This window comes from Streptomyces sp. NPDC055632, assembly GCF_053618675.1.
In genome coordinates this window covers 160659-181354 of record NZ_JBSHHY010000006.1, presented here as the reverse complement: position 1 = coordinate 181354, position 20696 = coordinate 160659, and the positions used below count along the sequence as shown (strand labels likewise).

At 72.0% G+C, this 20696-nt stretch carries 17 protein-coding genes; 3 read left to right on the top strand and 14 right to left on the bottom strand.

The annotated features are described in order from the left end of the window. Positions 1–158: 158 nt before the first annotated feature. From ACWGSR_RS11515 to ACWGSR_RS11460, 12 genes are all read right to left on the bottom strand, one after another. Complete coding sequence (locus tag ACWGSR_RS11515; protein WP_003976875.1) at positions 159–494, bottom strand: RNA polymerase-binding protein RbpA; 336 nt, start codon at positions 492–494, stop codon at positions 159–161. Positions 495–571: 77 nt separating this feature from the next. After that, positions 572–802, bottom strand: coding sequence for a preprotein translocase subunit SecG (gene secG / locus ACWGSR_RS11510; protein ID WP_309055488.1), 231 nt, complete (start codon positions 800–802; stop codon positions 572–574). Positions 803–899: 97 nt separating this feature from the next. Continuing rightward, a complete protein-coding gene (tpiA, locus tag ACWGSR_RS11505; protein ID WP_366376724.1) occupies positions 900–1676 on the bottom strand; it encodes a triose-phosphate isomerase in 777 nt (258 codons plus the stop codon). A gap of 7 nt (positions 1677–1683) precedes the next feature. Beyond that, positions 1684–2895, bottom strand: coding sequence for a phosphoglycerate kinase (locus ACWGSR_RS11500; protein WP_453565622.1), 1212 nt, complete (start codon positions 2893–2895; stop codon positions 1684–1686). A 106-nt stretch (positions 2896–3001) separates the two neighbouring features. Then, on the bottom strand, positions 3002–4012 hold the full coding sequence (gene gap / locus ACWGSR_RS11495; protein ID WP_366376721.1) for a type I glyceraldehyde-3-phosphate dehydrogenase: 1011 nt from the start codon (positions 4010–4012) through the stop codon (positions 3002–3004). 239 nt (positions 4013–4251) lie between these two features. After that, positions 4252–7200: a M14 family zinc carboxypeptidase gene (locus ACWGSR_RS11490; RefSeq protein ID WP_453565620.1), complete on the bottom strand. Its 2949-nt coding sequence runs from the start codon at positions 7198–7200 to the stop codon at positions 4252–4254. Positions 7201–7439: 239 nt separating this feature from the next. Continuing rightward, complete coding sequence (whiA, locus tag ACWGSR_RS11485; protein ID WP_030205188.1) at positions 7440–8429, bottom strand: DNA-binding protein WhiA; 990 nt, start codon at positions 8427–8429, stop codon at positions 7440–7442. Continuing rightward, the gene (locus ACWGSR_RS11480; protein WP_376237374.1) at positions 8420–9445 is read right to left on the bottom strand and encodes a gluconeogenesis factor YvcK family protein; all 1026 of its coding nucleotides are present in this window, start codon (positions 9443–9445) and stop codon (positions 8420–8422) included. The genes whiA and ACWGSR_RS11480 overlap by 10 nt, the downstream gene beginning before the upstream one ends. Continuing rightward, entirely contained in the window at positions 9442–10350 is a 909-nt protein-coding gene (gene rapZ, locus ACWGSR_RS11475) for an RNase adapter RapZ (protein WP_366376715.1), read from the bottom strand. Before rapZ ends, ACWGSR_RS11480 begins: the two co-directional genes overlap by 4 nt. Further along, positions 10347–12452 carry an excinuclease ABC subunit UvrC gene (gene uvrC, locus ACWGSR_RS11470; protein WP_453565616.1) on the bottom strand — a complete coding sequence of 702 codons (2106 nt, stop codon included), beginning with the start codon at positions 12450–12452 and terminating at the stop codon, positions 10347–10349. Before uvrC ends, rapZ begins: the two co-directional genes overlap by 4 nt. A 178-nt stretch (positions 12453–12630) precedes the next feature. Continuing rightward, positions 12631–13497: a hypothetical protein gene (locus tag ACWGSR_RS11465; RefSeq protein WP_453565614.1), complete on the bottom strand. Its 867-nt coding sequence runs from the start codon at positions 13495–13497 to the stop codon at positions 12631–12633. Beyond that, the gene (locus tag ACWGSR_RS11460) at positions 13494–14081 is read right to left on the bottom strand and encodes a papain-like cysteine protease family protein (protein WP_453565612.1); all 588 of its coding nucleotides are present in this window, start codon (positions 14079–14081) and stop codon (positions 13494–13496) included. Before ACWGSR_RS11460 ends, ACWGSR_RS11465 begins: the two co-directional genes overlap by 4 nt. 225 nt (positions 14082–14306) lie before the next feature. On the opposite strand from ACWGSR_RS11460, the gene ACWGSR_RS11455 reads away from it, so the two are divergent. Then, complete coding sequence (locus tag ACWGSR_RS11455; protein WP_453565610.1) at positions 14307–15236, top strand: hypothetical protein; 930 nt, start codon at positions 14307–14309, stop codon at positions 15234–15236. Between the two features lie 73 nt (positions 15237–15309). Here the strand turns inward: ACWGSR_RS11455 and ACWGSR_RS11450 are convergent, their stop codons facing one another. Both ACWGSR_RS11450 and uvrA read right to left on the bottom strand, forming a co-directional pair. After that, positions 15310–15735 carry a Rieske (2Fe-2S) protein gene (locus ACWGSR_RS11450; RefSeq protein WP_376237386.1) on the bottom strand — a complete coding sequence of 142 codons (426 nt, stop codon included), beginning with the start codon at positions 15733–15735 and terminating at the stop codon, positions 15310–15312. Between the two features lie 363 nt (positions 15736–16098). Then, positions 16099–19140: an excinuclease ABC subunit UvrA gene (uvrA, locus tag ACWGSR_RS11445; RefSeq protein ID WP_453565608.1), complete on the bottom strand. Its 3042-nt coding sequence runs from the start codon at positions 19138–19140 to the stop codon at positions 16099–16101. A 165-nt stretch (positions 19141–19305) separates the two neighbouring features. Between uvrA and ACWGSR_RS11440 the strand changes: the two genes are divergently transcribed. Together ACWGSR_RS11440 and ACWGSR_RS11435 are read left to right on the top strand one after the other, a co-directional pair. Next, entirely contained in the window at positions 19306–20007 is a 702-nt protein-coding gene (locus tag ACWGSR_RS11440; protein WP_376237390.1) for a maleylpyruvate isomerase family mycothiol-dependent enzyme, read from the top strand. Positions 20008–20016: 9 nt separating this feature from the next. Beyond that, on the top strand, positions 20017–20673 hold the full coding sequence (locus ACWGSR_RS11435) for an MBL fold metallo-hydrolase (RefSeq protein WP_453565606.1): 657 nt from the start codon (positions 20017–20019) through the stop codon (positions 20671–20673). The last annotated feature ends 23 nt before the right edge of the window (positions 20674–20696 follow it).

Below are 20696 nucleotides of genomic sequence, written 5' to 3'. Positions count from 1 at the left end.
GCGGGGCGGCCGCTCGGGCGCCCCGGTCCGCGGCGAGGCGATGAGGAGCGCGGCCAGGACGTAGGTGGCGGCGTCGGCCGCGTACGGCACGGCGAACGGGCCCGGCCCGCGAATCGAGTTCGCGGGCCGGGCCCGTTCGTCACACCGTCACGCCCTGCTCAGATCTCGCCGCGGAGCTTGGCGAGGGCCTCGGCGAGGATCGCCTCGCCGTCCGCGTCGCTGCGCCGCTCGCGCACGTACGCGAGATGGGTCTTGTACGGCTCCGTGCGCGGCGGGTCCGGCGGGTTGTCCCGGTCCTGGCCGGCCGGGAAGCCGCAGCGCGGGCAGTCCCAGGTCTCCGGGACCTGTGCGTCGCTGGCGAAGCTCGGCTGTGTCTCGTGCCCGTTCGAGCACCAGAAGGAGATGCGGAGGCGCGGCGCCGACTCGCCCCGCTCGGCCTCGCCCATCGGCCCCGCTCCGACCCGGCTTCCCCGGATCGCGTTGCCACTTGCCACGGTCGTAACTCCCTGCGTGATGGTGCTCGAAGATGCCCCAGTCTACGTAAGGCCCAACGCGCGTCCAGTGATTGGAGTTACCCGTCCAACTTCATCAGCAGACCGAGCACCACAATGCAGGCGAACCAGAGCAGACCGACCACGATGGTGATGCGGTCCAGGTTGCGCTCGGCGACCGAGGAGCCGCCGACGGAGGACTGCATGCCGCCACCGAACATGTCGGAGAGGCCGCCACCCTTCCCCTTGTGCATCAGCACGAGCAGCATCAGCAGCGCGCTGAAGACGATCAGGGCGATCGAGAACCCCATAACCACGGCTGGACCAACTTCCTCGGACTTATACGGACGGGGGCCGGGCGCCTGCCCGACCCCCGCAAGGGTACGACGTAACTCCGCTACCGCATACTCACTGGTCGCGGAAGCGGACGATCTTGACGAACTCGTCGGCGTCCAGTGCCGCGCCGCCCACCAGGGCGCCGTCGACGTCCGGCTGGGCCATGATCGCGGCGACGTTCCCGGACTTCACCGAGCCGCCGTACTGGATGCGGACCTTGTCGGCCAGCTCCTGGGAGTACAGCTCGGCGAGGCGGCCGCGGATCGCCCCGCAGACCTCCTGGGCGTCCTCGGGGGTGGCGACCTCGCCGGTGCCGATGGCCCACACCGGCTCGTACGCGATCACGATCGTCTCGGCCTGCTCGGCCGGGACGTCCTTCAGGCCGCCGTCGAGCTGGGCGAGGGTGTGCTCGACCTGCCGGCCGGCCTTGCGGACGTCGAGGCCCTCGCCGACGCAGAGGATCGGGGTGATGCCGTGCTTGAAGGCGGCCTTCACCTTGGCGTTGCAGACCTCGTCGTCCTCGGCGTGGTACTGGCGGCGCTCGGAGTGGCCGACGGCCACGAAGGCGGCCTTGAGCTTGGCCAGCATCAAGCCCGAGATCTCGCCGGTGTAGGCACCGGAGTCGTGCGCCGAGATGTCCTGGGCGCCGTACTCGATCTTGAGCTTGTCGCCGTCGACCAGGGTCTGGACGGACCGCAGGTCGGTGAAGGGGACCAGGACGGCGACCTCGACCGCGTCGTAGTCCTTGTCGGTGAGGGCGAAGGCGAGCTTCTGGACGTGGGCGATGGCCTCCAGGTGGTTGAGGTTCATCTTCCAGTTGCCCGCCATCAGCGGGGTGCGGGTGGTCATAAGGGGGTCAGTCCTCCAGTGCGGCGAGGCCGGGAAGCGTCTTGCCCTCGAGGTATTCGAGGGAGGCGCCGCCGCCGGTCGAGATGTGTCCGAACGCGTTCTCGTCGAAGCCCAGGATGCGGACCGCGGCGGCGGAGTCGCCGCCGCCGACCACGGTGAAGGCCGGGGAGTCGACGAGCGCCTGGGCGACGGCCTTGGTGCCCTCGGCGTAGTCGGGGTGCTCGAAGACGCCCATCGGCCCGTTCCAGAAGACGGTGGCCGCGTCGGCGAGCTTCGAGGCGTAGAGCTTACGGGTCTCGGGGCCGATGTCGAGGCCCTCCTCGTCCGCCGGGATGGCGTCCGCGGCGACCGTGGTGGGGTTCGCGGGGGCCTTGGTCTTCAGGTCCGGGAACTCGGACGAGACCAGGACGTCGACGGGGAGCACGAACTCCACGCCGCGCTCCTTCGCCCGCACCAGGTACTCCTGGACCGCCGGGACCTGGTCCTCCTGGAGCAGCGAGATGCCGACCTCGTGGCCCTGGGCCTTGAGGAAGGTGTACGCCATGCCGCCGCCGATGAGGATGCGGTCGGCCTTCTCCAGGAGGTGGTCGATCACGCCGAGCTTGTCGGAGACCTTGGCGCCGCCGAGGGCGACCACGTACGGCCGCTCGACGTCGTCCGTCAGCTTCCTCAGGACGCCGACCTCGGTGGCGATGAGGTAGCCGGCGGCGTGCGGGAGGCGCGCCGGGAGGTCGTAGACCGAGGCGTGCTTGCGGTGCACGGCACCGAAGCCGTCGCCGACGTAGAGGTCGGCGAGGGCGGCGAGGCGGTCCGCGAAGGCGCCGCGCTCGGCGTCGTCCTTGGAGGTCTCGCCGGGGTTGAAGCGGAGGTTCTCCAGGACGGCGACCTGGCCGTTGCCCAGGCCCGCGACGGTCCCGGTGGCGGAGTCGCCGACCGTGTCGGTCGCGAACGCCACGTCGGCGCCGAGCAGTTCGCCGAGGCGGGCGGCGGCCGGGGCGAGCGAGAACGCCGGGTCCGGGGCGCCCTTGGGGCGGCCCAGGTGCGAGGCGACCACGACGCGGGCGCCGGCGTCGGCGAGCGCCTCGACCGTGGGGACGACGGCGCGGATGCGTCCGTCGTCGGTGATGGTGGTGCCGTCGAGCGGCACGTTGAGGTCGGCGCGGACGAACACCCGCTTGCCTTCGACGCCCTCGTGGAGAAGCTCGTCGATCGTCTTCATCTGTTAACTGACTCCTTGGTACGCGGTGGAGCACACGAACAGGGCTCGTACAGCGCGGCGTTGCGCTGCCCGAGCCCTGCTCACCGTCGAGAACCCGCTCTGAAGCTCAGAGCTGGCCGCCGACGAAGACGGTGAGGTCGACGAGACGGTTGGAGTAGCCCCACTCGTTGTCGTACCAGCCGAGGATCTTGACCGAGTTGCCGTCCTGGACCATCGTCAGGGAGGCGTCGAAGGTGCAGGACGCCGGGTCGCCCACGATGTCGGAGGAGACGATCGGGTCCTCGGTGTAGAAGAGGAAGCCCTTGAGGTCGCCGTCGTCGGCGGCCTTCTTGAACGCGGCGTTGACCTCGTCCCTGGTGACCTCGCGGTCCAGGGTGACGACCAGGTCGGTGGCGGAGCCGGTCGGGACCGGGACGCGCATGGCGATGCCGTCGAGCTTGCCCTTGAGCTGCGGGAGGACCAGGGCGGTGGCCTTGGCGGCACCGGTCGTGGTCGGGATGATGTTCTCCGCGGCGGCGCGGGCGCGGCGCAGGTCCTTGTGCGGGAAGTCCAGGATCCGCTGGTCGTTGGTGTACGCGTGGACCGTGGTCATCAGGCCCTTGACGATGCCGAAGTTCTCGTCGAGGACCTTCGCCATCGGCGCCACGCAGTTGGTGGTGCAGGAGGCGTTCGAGATGACGTCGTGCCGCGCCGGGTCGTACTTGTCCTGGTTGACGCCCATCACGATGGTGATGTCCTCGTCCTTGGCCGGAGCCGAGATGAGGACCTTCTTGGCGCCGCCCGCGAGGTGCTTCTCGGCGTCGGCCTTCTTGGTGAAGATGCCGGTCGACTCGATGACGATGTCGACGCCGAGCTCGCCCCAGGGGAGGTCGGCCGGGTCGCGCTCGGACAGCACCTTGATGGTGTGGCCGTCGACGGTGATGGTGTCCTCGGTGTGGGTGACCTCGGCCTTGAGGCGTCCCAGGATGGTGTCGTACTTCAGCAGGTGGGCCGTGGTCGCGGTGTCACCCAGGTCGTTGACAGCCACGATCTCGATGTCGGCACCCTGCTCAAGGAGCGCGCGGAAGTAGTTCCGGCCGATGCGGCCAAAGCCGTTGATGCCTACGCGGATCGTCACGAACCGATCTCCTCGTTAGGTACGCCGGTGTGTTCGACGCCGGCGAGATTTTTGTTTTTGGGATGTCCCCGACCGCTTACGACCCTACCTCCCCGGGGCCGCCGGAGTGACATCGGCCGCATCCGCGCGAGCTCGGAAAGTGAGGGAAAACGGTCGGCGGCCCGTACCTACCAGCGGGTAAGAGCCGCCTTGGGACGTTTGTCCCGACTACTCTCCGTTAAACGGTCGGGGTGCTCCTCTCAGCGGTGGAGGGACTTGAGGGCGCGGCCCAGGAGCCGCGCCCGCTCCGCCGTGCCGGGCACGTGCTCCAGGCCGAAGCCGAGGAGGACGGTGTCCCGGGTGGTGACCGCCGCCCGGGAGTGGAAGAGCGCGCCGGAGCGCGTCCAGTCGGAGCCGTTGCCGGGGCTGCCGGCCGGGGCGCCGGGGGTGGACCAGGCGCCGAGGGAGGTCTCGAAGCCCTCGGCCTCGGTGGTGGTCCCGGTGACGAGCCGGACGTCGTCGACGAAGGCGCCCGTCTCGCCCGTACCGGGGTCGGAGACGTACGAGAGGGAGAGCTCGACCTTCTTGCCCGCCCAGGCGCTCAGGTCGACGGAGGCCTGCCGCCAGCCGTTGGAGGGGCCGGTGAAGGCGTTCCAGGAGCCGGTGGTCCCGGTGGCGGCGCAGCCGTCCTCGCCGACGGTGAGGTAGTGGGCGAGGAAGGGGTGGCCGCGGACGTAGTAGCCCTCGCCGCAGTCGGCCGGGGGCTCGGCGGAGGTGCCGCCGTTGGTGTCGGGCAGGGTGGTCCAGTCGTCCTGTCCGGCGGTGTGGGCCTCGACGACGAGGTTGTCGTAGCCGGGCTCGGTGTCGTGGCTGACCTGGAAGTCCAGGCGGGGCTTCGCGCCCGCCGGGACGCCGGTGAGGTCGACGGTCCTGGCGAGCCGGGCCCAGGTGTCGTCGGCGTGCTTCACCGCCGCGAAGGTCGTGCCCTCGGCGGGCTCGAAGGGGGTGCGGACGCCCGGGTAGTCGCCGGCGGCGGCGCTGCTCGCGAACTGCGGGAAGTCCTTCGGCTTCAGGGTGTCGGAGGTGACGGTGTACGCGCCCGCGTCGTCCAGCGGGTTCCCGGCGGCGGCGCCGAGGCCCGCCCGTACGCCTCCGAAGGCGCCCTCTCCGGCGAAGGCGGACGGGCCCTTGAGGCCGGCGCGGTGGTGGGCGCCGAGGTAGTACTGGGCGAAGTCGTTGGTCTCGGCGAGGCCGACCCGGGTGAGTCCGCCGGACTTCTCGCCCGCGTTGACCAGCTTGCCGCCCTCGTTGAGGTAGGAGCGGACGGCGAGCTCCGCGGCCCCGGAGGGGCGTTCGGCGCCGGTGTACCAGACGACGGCGTCGAAGTGGGAGAGGACGCCGAGGGCATCCGGAGCGCCCTGGACGGCGACGTCCCAGACGGCCGCCTTCCGTCCGCCGCCGGCGAGCGCCTTCACGTAGGCGGCGGTGTGGCGTCCGGCGGTGGTGCCGCCCTCGTCGGCGAGGACGAGGACGTCGCCGCGGGCCCGTTCGGCCACCCGGTAGGTGAAGGGGGCGGAGGCGGTGGTCCGGCCCTCGCGGGTGCGGGCGGTGAACCGGACTTCGACGGAGTCGCCGGGCCGGGCGCCCTCGACCTCGGCGCGGTACTCGTCGAAGTAGAGGTTGTCCTCGCCGCCGTAGGTCTCGCCGCCCTTCCAGGCGCGGAGCTCCTCGCGGTGGACGCGGCCGCCGTTGATCCGGTATTCGAGCGTCTTGCCGCGCAGCGACTTGCGGGCGGTGACGGCGACCTCCTGCTCCCCGCCGCGGGCGTAGGAGGTGGCGAAGGCCTTCGGGGTGAAGTCGGGGGCGTCGGCGCCGACCGGGGAGACGGGGCGGTCCGGGTGGGCGGAGGACTCGGCGACGGCGAGCGCGAAGGGCACGTTCTTGGCGAACTCGGCCCGGATCAGCTTCTCGTCGTCCGGGAAGGTGAAGACGGAGGCGCAGTCGGCCGGGTTCCAGGCGTCGTTCGGGTCGACCCGGGAGGCGGTGGCGCAGGTGGACATTTCCGGGGTGAACATCTGCATGCCGTTGACGTTGGCGGCGTGTCCGTCGGCCTCGCCGTTGGTGGTGTACAGCTCGGAGGAGACCTGCGGCCGGTAGCCGGGCACGGCGGAGTTCTCCGGGGTGCCCGCGAGGGCCTTGAGGGCCACGTCGTCGGGGGTGTCGGTGGCGACCTGCCAGCCGACGCCGTACAGCAGCAGCTGGGCGGCGGAGTGGTAGTTGATGCCGTACGCGAAGCCGATGCGCTTCTGGAAGGCGTCGATCGCCCTGGTCTCGGGCTCCGACATGGGGCCCTTGCCGCGGAAGGTCTCGTCGGCCGGGTCGGGGGACGAGCCCTCGTTGTCGTAGCCCCACTTGTAGGCGAAGTTGCGGTTGAGGTCGACGCCGTCGCCGGGGGCGATCCTGCCGTCGCCGTCGTTGTCGCGGAGGTTCTTGCGCCACTGGCGGTTGGCGGGGTCGGCGTGGGTGTGGTCGTAGCCGTCCGGGTTGGCGGAGAGGACGAACCACAGCTCGGTGGTGTCGACGATCCGGGTGATCCGCTCGTCCTTGCCGTAGCCGTCGAGGTAGTGGTGCATCAGCCGCCGGGTCATCTCGGGGGTGATCCACTCGCGCGCGTGCTGGTTGGACATGTAGAGCGTGGCGGGCCTGGAGCCGTCCTCGGCCCGCTGGGCACCCTTGCTGATCTTGAGGGCGAGGATGTCCTGGCCCTTGAGGGTCTTGCCGATCGAGACGACCTTGGTGAGCCCGGGATGGGTCCGGGCGGTGTCCAGGATCTCCTGCTTGAGGCCGGTGGGGCCGCCGTACGGGCGGAAGACGCCGTCGCCGGCGGCGGTGACCCGCTTCTCGGCCCCGTCCGACAGGGCGTGCTCGGCGAGCTCGACGCCCTGGCCGCGGAGCTGTCCGGCCTGGGCGCCGGTGAGGAAGAGCTCGACCGTGGCGCTGCCCTTCGCGGGCACCCGCTCGGTCAGCTCGTGGGCGTCGGCGCCGGCTTCGAGGAGGAGCGGAACCTGCTCCTGGGTGACCTCGGCGTGCCATACGGAGAGGGCGTCGGCGTTCCGGTCGTCGGGCCGCGCTCCGGCGACGGGTGCCGCCGCCACTCCGGCGATCAGCAGTGAAGCCGCGGCGAGGATCGATCCCGCTCTGCGTCTCATGGGCTCCCCTTGGTGTCGTCCGTCTCGAAGGTGAACAGATCTCGCGGGTGGAGCAGGTCTCTCGGGTGGAGCAGGTCTCTCGGGTGAACAGACGACAGACTCATGGGCGCCCGGAGGGGCGTCAAGGGTGCCTCCCGGCGCGTCGCGCACACGGGAAAAAGAACTGCCGGTGCGTCAGAAACGCACCGGCAGCGAAGAGTTGACCGGAAATCGACCAGGGGCCGAAGAGCGGTCCGGCCTCAGCCGACCAGGCTGTCGTCCAGCTCCTCGGTCAGATTGGACTCGGTCCCGGGGATGCCCAGGTCCTGCGCCCGCTTGTCCGCCATGGCGAGCAGCCGGCGGATCCGGCCGGCCACCGCGTCCTTGGTCAGCGGCGGGTCGGCGAGCGCGCCCAGCTCCTCCAGGGAGGCCTGCTTGTGCTCCATGCGGAGCCGGCCGGCGGCGGCGAGGTGCTCGGGCACCTCCTCGCCGAGGATCTCCAGGGCGCGCTGCACCCGGGCCCCGGCGGCGACCGCGGCGCGGGCCGAGCGGCGCAGGTTGGCGTCGTCGAAGTTGGCCAGGCGGTTGGCGGTGGCGCGGACCTCGCGCCGCATCCGCCGCTCCTCCCAGGCGAGCACCGACTCGTGCGCGCCGAGCCGGGTCAGCAGGGCGCCGATCGCGTCGCCGTCGCGGACGACGACCCGGTCCACGCCCCGCACCTCGCGGGCCTTCGCCGCGATGGAGAGCCGGCGGGCGGCGCCGACCAGGGCGAGGGCGGCCTCGGGGCCCGGGCAGGTGACCTCCAGGGAGGAGGACCGGCCGGGCTCGGTCAGCGAGCCGTGCGCGAGGAAGGCCCCGCGCCAGGCGGCCTCCGCGTCACAGGTCGCGCCGGAGACCACCTGCGGGGGGAGGCCCCGGATGGGGCGGCCCCGGCCGTCCACCAGACCCGTCTGGCGGGCGAGCTGGTCGCCTCCGGCCACCACCCGCACCACGAAGCGCGAGCCGCGCCGCAGCCCGCCGGGGGCCATCACGATCAGCTCGGAGCTGTGCCCGAAGATCTCCAGGATGTCCCGCTTGAGGCGGCGGGCCGCCATCGCGGTGTCGAGCTCCGCCTCGATCACGATGCGGCCGCTCACCAGGTGCAGCCCGCCCGCGAACCGCAGGATCGACGAGACCTCTGCCTTCCTGCAGCAGGTCCGGGTGACGGGAAGCCGGGAGATCTCGTCCTTCACCGCTGCCGTCATCGCCATGGGCCGATCCTTCCATGCATCCGAAAAATACGGTCGTACGCGGCGGCCAGCAGCTCCGGGTCGTGCTTCGCGGAGCCGTCGGGCCGGGCCACCGGCGCCAGCTCGACCGCGGCGCCGAACCGCTTGGCGGCGTCGGCGAGGGAGTCGCGGTCGGGCACGGCGGCCTCGTCGGCCAGCACCACGTCCAGGGCGAGTTTAGGGGCGTGTCGGCCCAAAACCTCCAAATGACGCTGCGGGGAGAAGCCGTCGGTTTCTCCGGGCTGCGGCGCGAGGTTCAGGGAGAGCACCTTCCGGGCCTTGCTCTCGACCAGTGCGTCGAGGAGGTCGGGGACCAGGAGGTGCGGGATCACCGAGGAGAACCAGGAGCCGGGGCCCAGGACGACCCAGTCGGCGTCCAGGACGGCGGCGACCGCCTCGGGGACGGCCGGCGGGTCGTTCGGCACGAGGTGCACGGACTGCACCTCGCCGGGGGTGAGCGCCACGGTCGCCTGGCCGCACACGGTGTCCACGTCGTCCGGCCGCTCCGGGTCGTGGCCCTTGACCAGGGCCTGGAGCTCCAGGGGCACGGCGGACATGGGCAGCACCCGGCCCTGGGCGCCGAGCAGCAGGCCGACCAGGTCCAGGGCCTGCACGGGGTCGCCGAGCTGCTCCCAGAGGGCGACGATCAGCAGGTTGCCGACGGCGTGTCCGTTGATCTCGCCCTTGGACTGGAAGCGGTGCTGGATGACCCGGGCCCAGGTCTGGCCCCAGTCGTCGTCGCCGCAGAGCGCGGCGAGCGCCTTCCGCAGGTCGCCGGGGGGCAGCACGCCCAGCTCCTCCCGGAGCCGGCCGCTGGAGCCGCCGTCGTCGGCGACGGTGACGACGGCGGTGAGGTCGCCGGTGATCCGGCGGAGCGCGGCGAGGGAGGCCGAGAGGCCCATGCCCCCGCCCAGCGCGACGACCTTGGGCTGGGTGCCGCGTCTGCGGAGCGTGCGCCGCACCGTGAGGGTGGAGGCACGCCGACGGTACGGCTTCACTCTCGCCCCATGTCCCGGTGCACGACGACGGTCTCGACCCCTTCGGCGGCGAGGCGGGCGGCGAGGCGCTCGGCGGTGGCCACCGAGCGGTGCTTGCCGCCCGTGCAGCCGACGGCGATCGTCACGTACCGCTTGCCCTCGCGGCGGTAGCCCGCGGCGATCAGCTGGAGCAGCTCGGTGTAGCGGTCCAGGAACTCCTTGGCGCCGGGCTGGTTGTAGACGTAGTTCGACACCTCCTCGTTGAGGCCGGTGAAGGGGCGCAGCTCGGGGACCCAGTGCGGGTTCGGCAGGAAGCGCATGTCCACGACGAGGTCGGCGTCGACGGGCAGGCCGTACTTGAAGCCGAAGGACATCACGGTGGCCCGCAGCTCGGGCTCCTCGTCGCCGGCGAACTGGGCGTCCATCTTGGCGCGCAGCTCGTGGACGTTGAGGCTGGAGGTGTCGATCACGAGGTCGGCGTCGCCGCGCAGCTCGCGCAGCAGGTCGCGCTCGGCGGCGATGCCGTCGGTGATGCGGCCGTCGCCCTGGAGCGGGTGGGGCCTGCGGACCGACTCGAAGCGCCGGACGAGGGCCTCGTCGGAGGACTCCAGGAAGACGATCCGGCGGGTGACCTGCTTGGCGTCCAGGTCGGCGAGGGACTCCCGCAGGTTGTCGAAGAACTGCCGGCCGCGGACGTCCACGACGACGGCGATCCGGGCGACGTTGCCCTGGGAGCGGGCGCCGAGCTCCACCATGGTGGGGATCAGCGCGGGCGGCAGGTTGTCCACGACGAACCAGCCGAGGTCCTCCAGACACTTCGCCGCGGTGGACCGGCCGGCCCCGGACATGCCGGAGATGATCACCAGCTCGGGAATGGCCGCCTCGGCGCCGCTGTCGCCGGGGATCTCCTTGGTGCCCGTACTCACGTGTCCTGCTCCGTCTTCTCGGTGGTGCTCGTCGTGCCGTGCGCGCGCGGCCGTGCCGTGACGTCCGCGTCGTCCTCCATGATCTCCCCTGTCGCCGTGTTCACGGCGGGGGCGGCCGGGGCCGCCTGTGCGGGAGCCGTGTCGTCCTCCATGATCTCCCCTGTCGCCGTGTTCACGGCGGGGGCGCCGGGAGCCGCCCCGGCCAGGGCCGCGACGACCGCCTCCGCGGTCTTCCGGCCCATGCCGGGGACCTCGCAGATCTGCTCGATTGTCGCCTGCCGGAGCCGCTTCACCGAGCCGAAGTGCTTGATCAGGGTCTGCTTCCGGGTCTCCCCGAGGCCGGGGACGGCGTCGAGGGGCCCGGTCCTGATGCGTTTCGTCCGCTTGGACCGCTGGTAGCGGATGGCGAAGTCGTGAGCCGTGTCACGCACCCGCTGGAGAAGGTACAGGCCTTCGCTGGAGCGGGGCAGCACCACGGGATCGTCGTCGCCGGGCAGCCAGACCTCCTCCAGGCGCTTGGCGAGGCCGCAGACCGCGATGTCGTCGATGCCGAGCTCGTCGAGGGCGCGCTGCGCGGCGGCGACCTGGGGCTGTCCGCCGTCGACCACGACGAGCTGCGGCGGGTACGCGAACCGCTTGGGCCGCCCGTCGTCCTCGGGGTCCTCGGCCGGGACCTCGCCGTCCCCCCACTCCCCCGTCCTCTCCTTCTCGGCGAGGTAGCGCTTGAAGCGGCGGCCGATCACCTCGTGCATGGAGCGGACGTCGTCCTGCCCCTCGAAGCCCTTGATCTGGAAGCGGCGGTACTCGCTCTTGCGGGGCAGTCCGTCCTCGAAGACGACCATGGAGGCGACGACGTCCTCGCCCTGGAGGTGCGAGATGTCGAAGCACTCGATCCGCAGCGGCGCCGAGTCCAGGTCCAGGGCCTCGGCGATCTCCTCCAGGGCCCGGGAGCGGGTGGTGAGGTCGCTGGCCCGCTTGGTCTTGTGGAGCACGAGCGCCTGCTGGGCGTTGCGCGCGACGGTCTCCATCAGGTCCTTCTTGTCGCCGCGCTGGGGCACCCGCAGCGAGACGAGGGAGCCGCGGCGGCCGGAGAGCCAGGCGGAGACGGCCTCGGCGTCCTCGGGGAGCGCCGGGACCAGGACCTCCTTGGGGACCGTCTCGCCGCTCTCCTCGCCGTACAGCTGCTGGAGGGCGTGCTCGACGAGCCCGGCGGTGTCGACGGCCTCGACCTTGTCGGTGACCCAGCCGCGCTGGCCGCGGACGCGTCCGCCGCGCACGTGGAAGATCTGCACGGCGGCCTCCAGCTCGTCCTCGGCGAGGGCGATCAGGTCGGCGTCGGTGGCGTCGGCGAGGACGACCGCGTTCTTCTCCATGGCCCGGCGCAGGGCCGCGATGTCGTCGCGGAGCCGGGCGGCCCTCTCGTACTCCATGTCCTCGGCCGCGATCGTCATCCGCTTTTCGAGCCGGCGGATGTACGTGCCGGTGCGGCCGGCCATGAAGTCGCTGAACTCCTCGGCGAGTTCGCGGTGCTCCTCGGGGGTGACCCGGCCGACGCAGGGCGCCGAGCACTTGCCGATGTAGCCGAGGAGGCAGGGCCGGCCGGCCGAGGCGGCGTTCCGGAAGACGCCCGCCGAACAGGTGCGGACGGGGAAGACCCGCAGCATGAGGTCGACGGTCTCGCGGATCGCCCACGCGTGCGCGTACGGCCCGAAGTAGCGCACGCCCTTCTTCTTGTGGCCGCGCATGACCTGGACGCGGGGGAACTCCTCGTTCATGGTCACGGCGAGGTACGGGTAGCTCTTGTCGTCCCGGTACTTGACGTTGAACCGGGGGTCGAACTCCTTGATCCAGGAGTACTCCAGCTGGAGCGCCTCGACCTCGGTGGACACCACGGTCCACTCCACGGAGGCGGCCGTGGTCACCATGGTGGCCGTGCGCGGGTGCAGGCTCGTGAGCGGCTGGAAGTAGTTGGCGAGGCGCTGGCGCAGGGACTTCGCCTTGCCCACGTAGATCACCCGGCGGTGCTCGTCGCGGAACTTGTAGACCCCCGGGGAGTCGGGGATCTGACCCGGCTTGGGGCGGTAGCTGGAGGGGTCTGCCATGGTCCCCACCCTACTGGCGGGGACCGACACTCCGGCCGGGCGCGCACGTGCGTCCGGCCCCGTGCGGACGGGGCGGGGACCCGCCCGCACGGGGCCCGCCCCGGTCGGGACCGGGACGGGCTTGAGCGGGGCCGGGACGGGCCTGAGCGGGGCCGGATCAGGCCCGAGCGGGGCCGGATCAGGCCGCCGGGCCGCTCCCGGCCGCCCGGCGGCGGCGTATCGCGGCCGTGGCCGCCAGGGCGAGGCCCAGGGCGGCGCCGACGCCGGCCACGGTGGCGGCGGCCTCCCCGGAGGCGTCCGTACGGGGCGCCGGGGCCGCCTGGGGCGCGGCAGCCGCTTGTGCCACGGCCTCCTGCGGCCCGTACCCGCCCGCCGCGCCCTTCTTCGCGTAGGCGGAGCCGGGGAGCTTGTCGCCGTACGCCCGTGCGACCCGCTCGCGGTACGCGGCGAGGCTCGTCCCGTTCTTCCCGACGGCCCGCACCGCGTCCTCGTCCAGCGGGAGCACCTTCGCGCCCTTGTGGACGTACCAGGCGTCGATCTGGGGCTCGCGGAAGACGAGGCCGCCGGGCAGCAGGCGCCCGCCCTGCTCCGCGTACCGGATCTCGTCGTCGCCGGTGGCGATGTTCACCACCCGCCAGCCGTCGGCCCCCCGGACCGTCCACAGGGAGGCCTTCTGCCCGTCCGGGGCGACGGCCCGGCTCGCGCGGAACTCGACGCGGGCGACCGGGGCCCCGGCCTTCCCGGCGACGAAGTCCGGGGAGAGGATCCGGACGGGGACGGAGGCGCCCTCGATCCGCGGGGCGCCCGCCGGGCGGGCGGCGTCCGCGGCGGCCGCCCCGGCTCCCTTCCCGTCCCGGGCGAAGAACCGGGACAGGGTCTCCAGGGTCTGCGGCGCGGAGGCGGCCCGCTCGGGGGTGGGAGCGGACGGCAGGCTCTCGGCGGCGGACGCGGGGAACGTGCCGAGGGCGACGAGGGCGGCGGCGGTCAGGAGGCCGGCGGCGGTGGCACGCGCGCGTGTCGTGGTCGCGGTGATCACGGTGGTCACGCCCCGATCCGGTAGAGCGAGTGGGTCCAGGAGAAGGAGTTGTTGTCGACGTACCAGGCGTGCGAGGCCCAGTTGTAGCGGTCGCTGGAGGGCCAGGGGTCGCCCCAGTAGACCCAGCTGCTCGCGTCGTCGTAGCCGTAGATCACGTGCATGTGCCCGCCGCCGCTCGACCACTGGATCCGGGTCTCGATCGGCCGGTCGGCGTTGATCTCGGTCTGCACGGTGGGGTAGCGCAGCCAGCCGGTGACGTACGAGCCGGGGCGGACGCCGGCCCAGCTCAGACCGGTCTGGACGTTGCCGAGGGTGGCCTGGTTGTTGGGGCAGTCGTAGCCCTGCTGACGGTTGAAGGCGGCGTTGCAGAACTGGTTCTGGCTGTAGCCGCGGCCGAACCAGGTGGCGATGGTGTTGCCGCCCGCCGCCCAGCACCAGTTGCTCTTCTGCTGGGCCTGCATGGTGATGTTCAGGCGCTTGGCGGCGAGGGCGGAGGCGTCCTCACCGGCCGGCGCGGCGGACGCCGAGGTGGTGGGGACGAGGAAGAGGGCGGCTGCGGCGAGTGCCGCGAGGTTCAGCTTTCTTCTGCGCATCGCGTTCCTCCCGGGTGGGGTGGGGGTGTGGAGGAGCGCGTCCGGACGCTGGTCAGGAGCATCTGCCGTTGTCCGGTCCGGGTCAACACGCTTCAATGCGGGATGACATCGGACTGTGAACGGTGTGACCCGGGTGTGAACGGACGCCCTCGGCCCACCTGCCCGCCCGTCCCCAGCGGTGCGACGGTCCGCTCCCCCACCGTGAACGTTCACCGAGGAGTCCTCGTGAGCCACACCGAGGCCGATCTTGCGCAGTTGCTGCACACCGGTCCCTTCCATCTGGCGCTGCGCACCGCGCTCGCCGTGCGCGGGCTGCCGCTCCAGCGGGTCCAGCACCATCTGGCGCACCGGGGCGTGAAGGTCGGGGTGACGAGTCTGAGCTACTGGCAGCAGGGCGCCCGCCGTCCGCAGCGGCCGGAGTCCCTGAAGGCCGTCCGGGCCCTGGAGGAGGTGCTCCAGCTCCCGGGCAACTCACTGCTGCGGCTGCTTTCGGAGGACACGGCCGCCCGGCCCGAGGTGGAGCGCCCGGCGGGCCGCTCGTACCGCTCGCTGGTGGAGGCGTCCGGCTCGGTGGAGGAGCTGCTCGCGGAGATGGAGTGCCCGACGGACGGGGGGCTGCACACGGTGGGGCACCACGAGCGGGTGCGGATCGGGGCGGGGCGGGAGCTGGTGGGGCGCGAGTCCCAGCACGTGGTGCGGGCGCACCGGGACGGGGTGGACCGCTATCTGGCCATCCACCACGGGGACCCGGGCTGCGACCCGTCGCGGGTGGTGGTGCGGGCGGTGGAGAACTGCCGGACCGGGCGGGTGCGGTGGCACGCGGGGACGGGGGTGCTGGTCGCGGAGCTGCTCTTCGACGCACGGCTGCGCGCCGGGGACACGTACCTCTTCTCGTACGGCTTCGAGGACGGTACGGCGGGGGCGAGCGGGGAGTACGTGCGCGGGTTCAGCTTCGCGGGCGGGCAGTACGTGCTCCAGGTGCGCTTCGACGAGGCGGCGCTTCCGGTGCGGTGCCGGAGGTTCGCGCAGGTCTCGGCGGGTGCGCCGCGCGGCGGCCGCGCGGAGCTGACCCTGAGCGGCCGGCACCGCACGGTGCACCTGGTGGAGCAGGGGGTGCGCCCGGGGATCCTGGGGGTCGACTGGGACTGGTCCTGAACCGTCCGCCCGTCAGGCCTAGGGTCCGGAATCGTCCGTACCGTCAGGCCTCGGGTCCTGAACCGTCCGTGCGTCAGGCCTCGGGTCCGGCGACGAGCTTGCCGCCCTCGACGCGGACCGGGACCTCGGGGAGCGGGACGGTGGCCGGGCCCCGGAGCGCCTTGCCGGTCGTGACGTCGAAGCGGCTGCCGTGGCAGGGGCAGTTGCCCTCGTTCTCCTCGACCTTGTCGAGGACGCAGCCCGCGTGGGTGCACTGGGCGCTGAAGGCCTTGTACCGGCCCTCGGCGGGGCAGCTCACCACGAGGCGCTGCTCGCGGTAGAGCTTGGAGCCGCCGACCGGGACCTCGTCCGGGGAGCCGAGGGAGACCGGGGCGGTCGGGGTCGGGACCTCGGCGTGGCCGAGCTTGGACTCGGTGGAGCAGGCGGCGACCCCCAGCCCGGCGGCACCGGCGAGGGCGGCGCCTTTCAGTACGGTGCGGCGGCTGGACTGGCCGGACATGAGCGCTCCACGGTGAGATCGGGGACGAGACACCCCAGCGGTGACCGAACCGACGATACCGGCGCGTCCCGCGCACGGGTCGCGGGGGCTCCGCGCACGGGCCGCGGGGGCCCGTGTGGGTACGGGCGGGGTCTCCGGGGCGGGAGCCGTGGGTACGGACGGGGTCTCCGGGGCGGGGCCCGTAGGTACGGACGGGGTCTCCGGGGCGGGAGCCCGCCCGTACGGAGGGGCCCCGTACCCATGAACCGCGGGTACGGCGGCGCCCCCGGCGCGGAACCCCGCCGGTGGGGCGGAGGTCCGTGCGCGGGGGCGCACCGGCCCGGCGGAGGCCCCGGACGGGGCCCTGCCGGGTGACGGCCCGGGTCAGGCCTTGCGGGCCCGGGTCGCCGTCTTCTTGGCGGCGGCCTTGGTCGCGGTCGCCTTGGTCGTGGTCGCCTTCGTGGCGGCCGTCTTCTTCGCCGGGGCGGCCTTCGCGGTGGCGGCCTTCTTCGCCGTCGCCGTCTTCTTCGCCGCCGTCTTCTTCGTGCCGCGCGCCGCCGGGATCGCCGCGTCGCTGATCCGGTCGGCACCGAGGACCTCGCGGAGGAACTTGCCGGTGTGGCTCGCCGGGACCGAGGCGACCTCCTCCGGCGTGCCCTCGGCGACCACCAGGCCGCCGCCGCTGCCGCCCTCCGGGCCCATGTCGACGACCCAGTCCGCGGTCTTGATGACGTCGAGGTTGTGCTCGATGACGATCACCGAGTTCCCCTTGTCGACCAGGCCGGAGAGGACCTTGATCAGCTTCGAGATGTCCTCGAAGTGCAGACCGGTGGTCGGCTCGTCCAGGACGTAGACCGTGCGGCCCGTCGAGCGCTTCTGGAGCTCGGAGGCGAGCTTCACGCGCTGGGCCTCGCCGCCCGAGAGCGTCGGCGCGGACTGCCCGAGGCGGACGTAGCCGAGGCCGACCTCGTTGAGCGTGCGCAGGTGGCGGGCGATGGTCGGGACGGCCTCGAAGAAGTCGAGGGCCTCCTCGATCGGCATGTTCAGGACTTCGGCGATGGACTTGCCCTTGTAGTGGACCTCCAGGGTCTCCCGGTTGTACCGGTCGCCGTGGCAGACCTCGCACGGGACGTAGACGTCCGGGAGGAAGTTCATCTCGATCTTGATCGTGCCGTCGCCGGAGCAGTTCTCGCAGCGGCCGCCCTTGACGTTGAAGGAGAAGCGGCCGGGCAGGTAGCCCCGGACCTTCGCCTCCATCGTCTCGGCGAAGAGCTTGCGGACGTGGTCGAAGACGCCGGTGTAGGTCGCCGGGTTCGACCGCGGGGTGCGGCCGATCGGGGACTGGTCGACGTGCACGACCTTGTCGACGAGGTCGTCGCCGTCCACGCGCGTGTGCCGTCCGGGCACCGACTTGGCGCCGTTCAGCTCGCGTGCCAGGTGGGTGTAGAGGATGTCGTTGACCAGGGTCGACTTGCCGGAGCCGGAGACGCCGGTGACGGCGGTGAGGACGCCGAGCGGGAAGGAGACGTCGATGTCCCGCAGGTTGTTCTCGCGGGCGCCGTGCACGGTGAGCCTGCGCTCGGGGTCCACCGGCCGGCGGACGTCCGGGGTGGTGATCGACCTGCGGCCGGACAGGTACTGCCCGGTCATCGACTCCTCGTTGGCGAGGAGCTCCTTCAGGGAGCCGGAGTGGACGACCTTGCCGCCGTGCTCGCCGGCGCCGGGGCCGATGTCCACGACCCAGTCGGCCACCTTGATGGTGTCCTCGTCGTGCTCGACCACGATGAGCGTGTTGCCCATGTCCCGGAGCCGCACCAGGGTCTCGATCAGCCGGTGGTTGTCGCGCTGGTGGAGGCCGATGGAGGGCTCGTCGAGCACGTAGAGCACGCCGACCAGGCCGGAGCCGATCTGGGTGGCGAGCCGGATGCGCTGGGCCTCGCCGCCGGAGAGCGTCCCGGCGGCCCGGTTGAGCGAGAGGTAGTCGAGGCCGACGTCGACGAGGAAGCGCAGCCGCTCGTTGACCTCCTTGAGGACCCGCTCGGCGATCTTCTTGTCCCGGGCGCTGAGGGTGAGCCGGGAGAGGAACTCGGCGCAGTCGCTGATGGACATCGCGGAGACCTCGGCGATGGACTTGTCCATGACCGTGACCGCGAGGACGATCGGCTTCAGCCGGGTGCCCTCGCAGGTGGGGCAGGGCACCTCGCGCATGTAGCCCTCGAAGCGCTCGCGGCTGGAGTCGCTCTCGGCCTCGGTGTGGCGCCGCTTGACGAAGGAGACGGCTCCCTCGAAGGCCGGGGTGGTGTACGCCCGCTCCCGCCCGTACCGGTTCCGGTAGCGGACCTCGACCTGGGTCTTGTGGCCGTGCATCAGCGCCTTCTTGGCGCGCTGCGGCAGCCCCGCGTACGGGATGTCCGTGCGGAAGCCGAGGGCCTGGGAGAGGCCGCCGATGAGCCGGCCGAAGTACTCCTTGGTGTGGCCGTGCGACCAGGGGTGGATGGCGCCCTCGTCGAGGGACTTGTCCTCGTCGGGGACGATCAGCTCCGGGTCGACCTCCATGCGGGTGCCGATGCCGGTGCAGTCCGGGCAGGCGCCGAAGGGCGAGTTGAAGGAGAAGGAGCGCGGCTCCAGCTCCTCGAAGGAGAGGTCGTCGTACGGGCAGTAGAGGTGCTCCGAGTACATCTTCTCGCGCTCGGGGTCGTCCTCGGGGAGGTCGACGAAGTCGAGCACGACCATGCCGCCGGAGAGTCCGAGCGCGGTCTCGACGGAGTCGGTGAGCCGGCGCTTGGCGCTGTCCTTGACGGTGAGGCGGTCGACGACCACCTCGATGGTGTGCTTCTCCTGCTTCTTCAGCGCCGGCGGCTCGCTGAGCTGCACGGTCGCGCCGTCGACGCGGGCGCGGCTGTAGCCCTTGGTCTGGAGGTCGGCGAAGAGGTCGACGAACTCGCCCTTGCGCTCGCGCACGAGCGGGGAGAGCACCTGGAAGCGGCTGCCCTCGGGCAGCTCCAGGACCCTGTCGACGATGGCCTGCGGCGACTGGCGCGAGATGGGGCGGTGGCACTCGGGACAGTGCGGCTTGCCGATGCGCGCGAAGAGCAGGCGGAGGTAGTCGTAGACCTCCGTGATGGTGCCGACCGTCGAGCGCGGGTTGCGCGAGGTCGACTTCTGGTCGATGGAGACGGCGGGCGACAGACCTTCGATGAAGTCGACGTCCGGCTTGTCCATCTGGCCGAGGAACTGCCGGGCGTACGAGGAGAGCGACTCGACGTACCGGCGCTGCCCCTCGGCGAAGATCGTGTCGAACGCGAGGGAGGACTTGCCCGACCCCGAGAGCCCGGTGAAGACGATGAGGGAGTCACGCGGGAGATCGAGGGAGACGTTCTTGAGGTTGTGCTCGCGAGCGCCACGGACGATGAGACGGTCGGCCACGCCGGTCCGCACCTTTCTTGAGAGAGCGGATGTGCCTACACACCAACAACCGGGGACGCCGGATGCTTCCATCGAGCGTATAGCACGTACATTCGATTTCCGGTCTTCCGGAGACCTCTTCACCCGAACGAGTGGTCCGGCCCGGTCGGCGCTAGGGTCGGCGCCATGATCGACCACGAGCGTGACCTTGTTTCCGTACAAGAGGCGACCGATCGGCTCCTGGAAGCCGCCGCCTCCTGGGACAACGCCGCGACGGCCGAGCCGTCACGGCTTCCCGGCTGGACCCGCGGCCATGTCCTCGCCCACCTGGCCCGCAACGCCGACGCCCTGGTGAACGTCCTCGAAGGACGCCCCATGTACCCGGACGCCGCGACCCGCGAGGCCGACATCGAGCGCGACGCGTACCGCCCGCTCGACGTGCAGCTCGCCGACGTGCGCGAGAGCGCCGACCGGCTGCGGGCCGTGGGCGAGAAGCCCGCCGACTGGGGCCGGACCGTCGAGCTGCGCAACGGCGTCACCGACAGCGCGGCCCGGGTCCCCTTCCGCCGCTGGGTGGAGGTGGAGCTGCACCACGTCGACCTGGGCGCCGGCTACGACTTGGACGACCTTCCGGAGGAGTTCGTCCTGCGGGAGATCGAGTTCCTCGCCGACCGCTGGTCGGGACGGCCGGAGGTCCCCCCGGTGACGCTCGGCCTCGGACAGGACGGATCCGGCCCCACCTGGCGGACCGGCGGTACCGAAGGCACTCCCGTCGTCCTCGCGGGCACCGGCCCCGAACTGCTCGGCTGGCTGTCCGGCCGCGGCGACAAGGGCGCCCGTCTCGTCGTCCTCTCCGGCGACGGCCTCCCGGACCTGCCCCCGCTATAGGCTGAGCGCATGACGTACAGCGGAGTGGTGAGGGTCGGCGGCCCTGCGGACGTGCACGAGCTGGCGGACCTGATGATCTCGAAGGTCGCGGTCGGGCCGATGGACAACAACGCGTACCTGCTGCGCTGCCGGGCCACCGGCGAGCAGCTGCTGATCGACGCGGCGAACGACGCCGAGACGCTGCTCACGCTGATCGGTGACGACGGCATCGGCGCCGTCGTCACCACCCACCGGCACGGCGACCACTGGCAGGCCCTGGCCGAGGTGGTCGCCGCGACCGGCGCGCGCACCTACGCGGGCGCGTACGACGCGGAGGGCATCCCGGTCGCGACCGACGTGCCCGTCGAGGACGGCGACACGATCCGGGTGGGCCGGGTCGGGCTGACCGCGCGCCGGCTCGTCGGCCACACCCCGGGCTCGATCGCCCTCGTCTACGACGACCCGCACGGCCACCCCCACGTCTTCACCGGCGACTGCCTCTTCCCCGGTGGCGTGGGCAACACCCACAAGGACCCGGAGGCCTTCGCGAGCCTGCTCCACGACGTGGAGACCAAGCTCTTCGAGGCCCTCCCGGACGAGTCCTGGGTCTACCCGGGCCACGGCAAGGACACGACGCTCGGTGACGAGCGCCCCCACCTCGGGGAGTGGCGCGAGCGCGGCTGGTGACCCGAGGGCGGACGGAGGGCGCG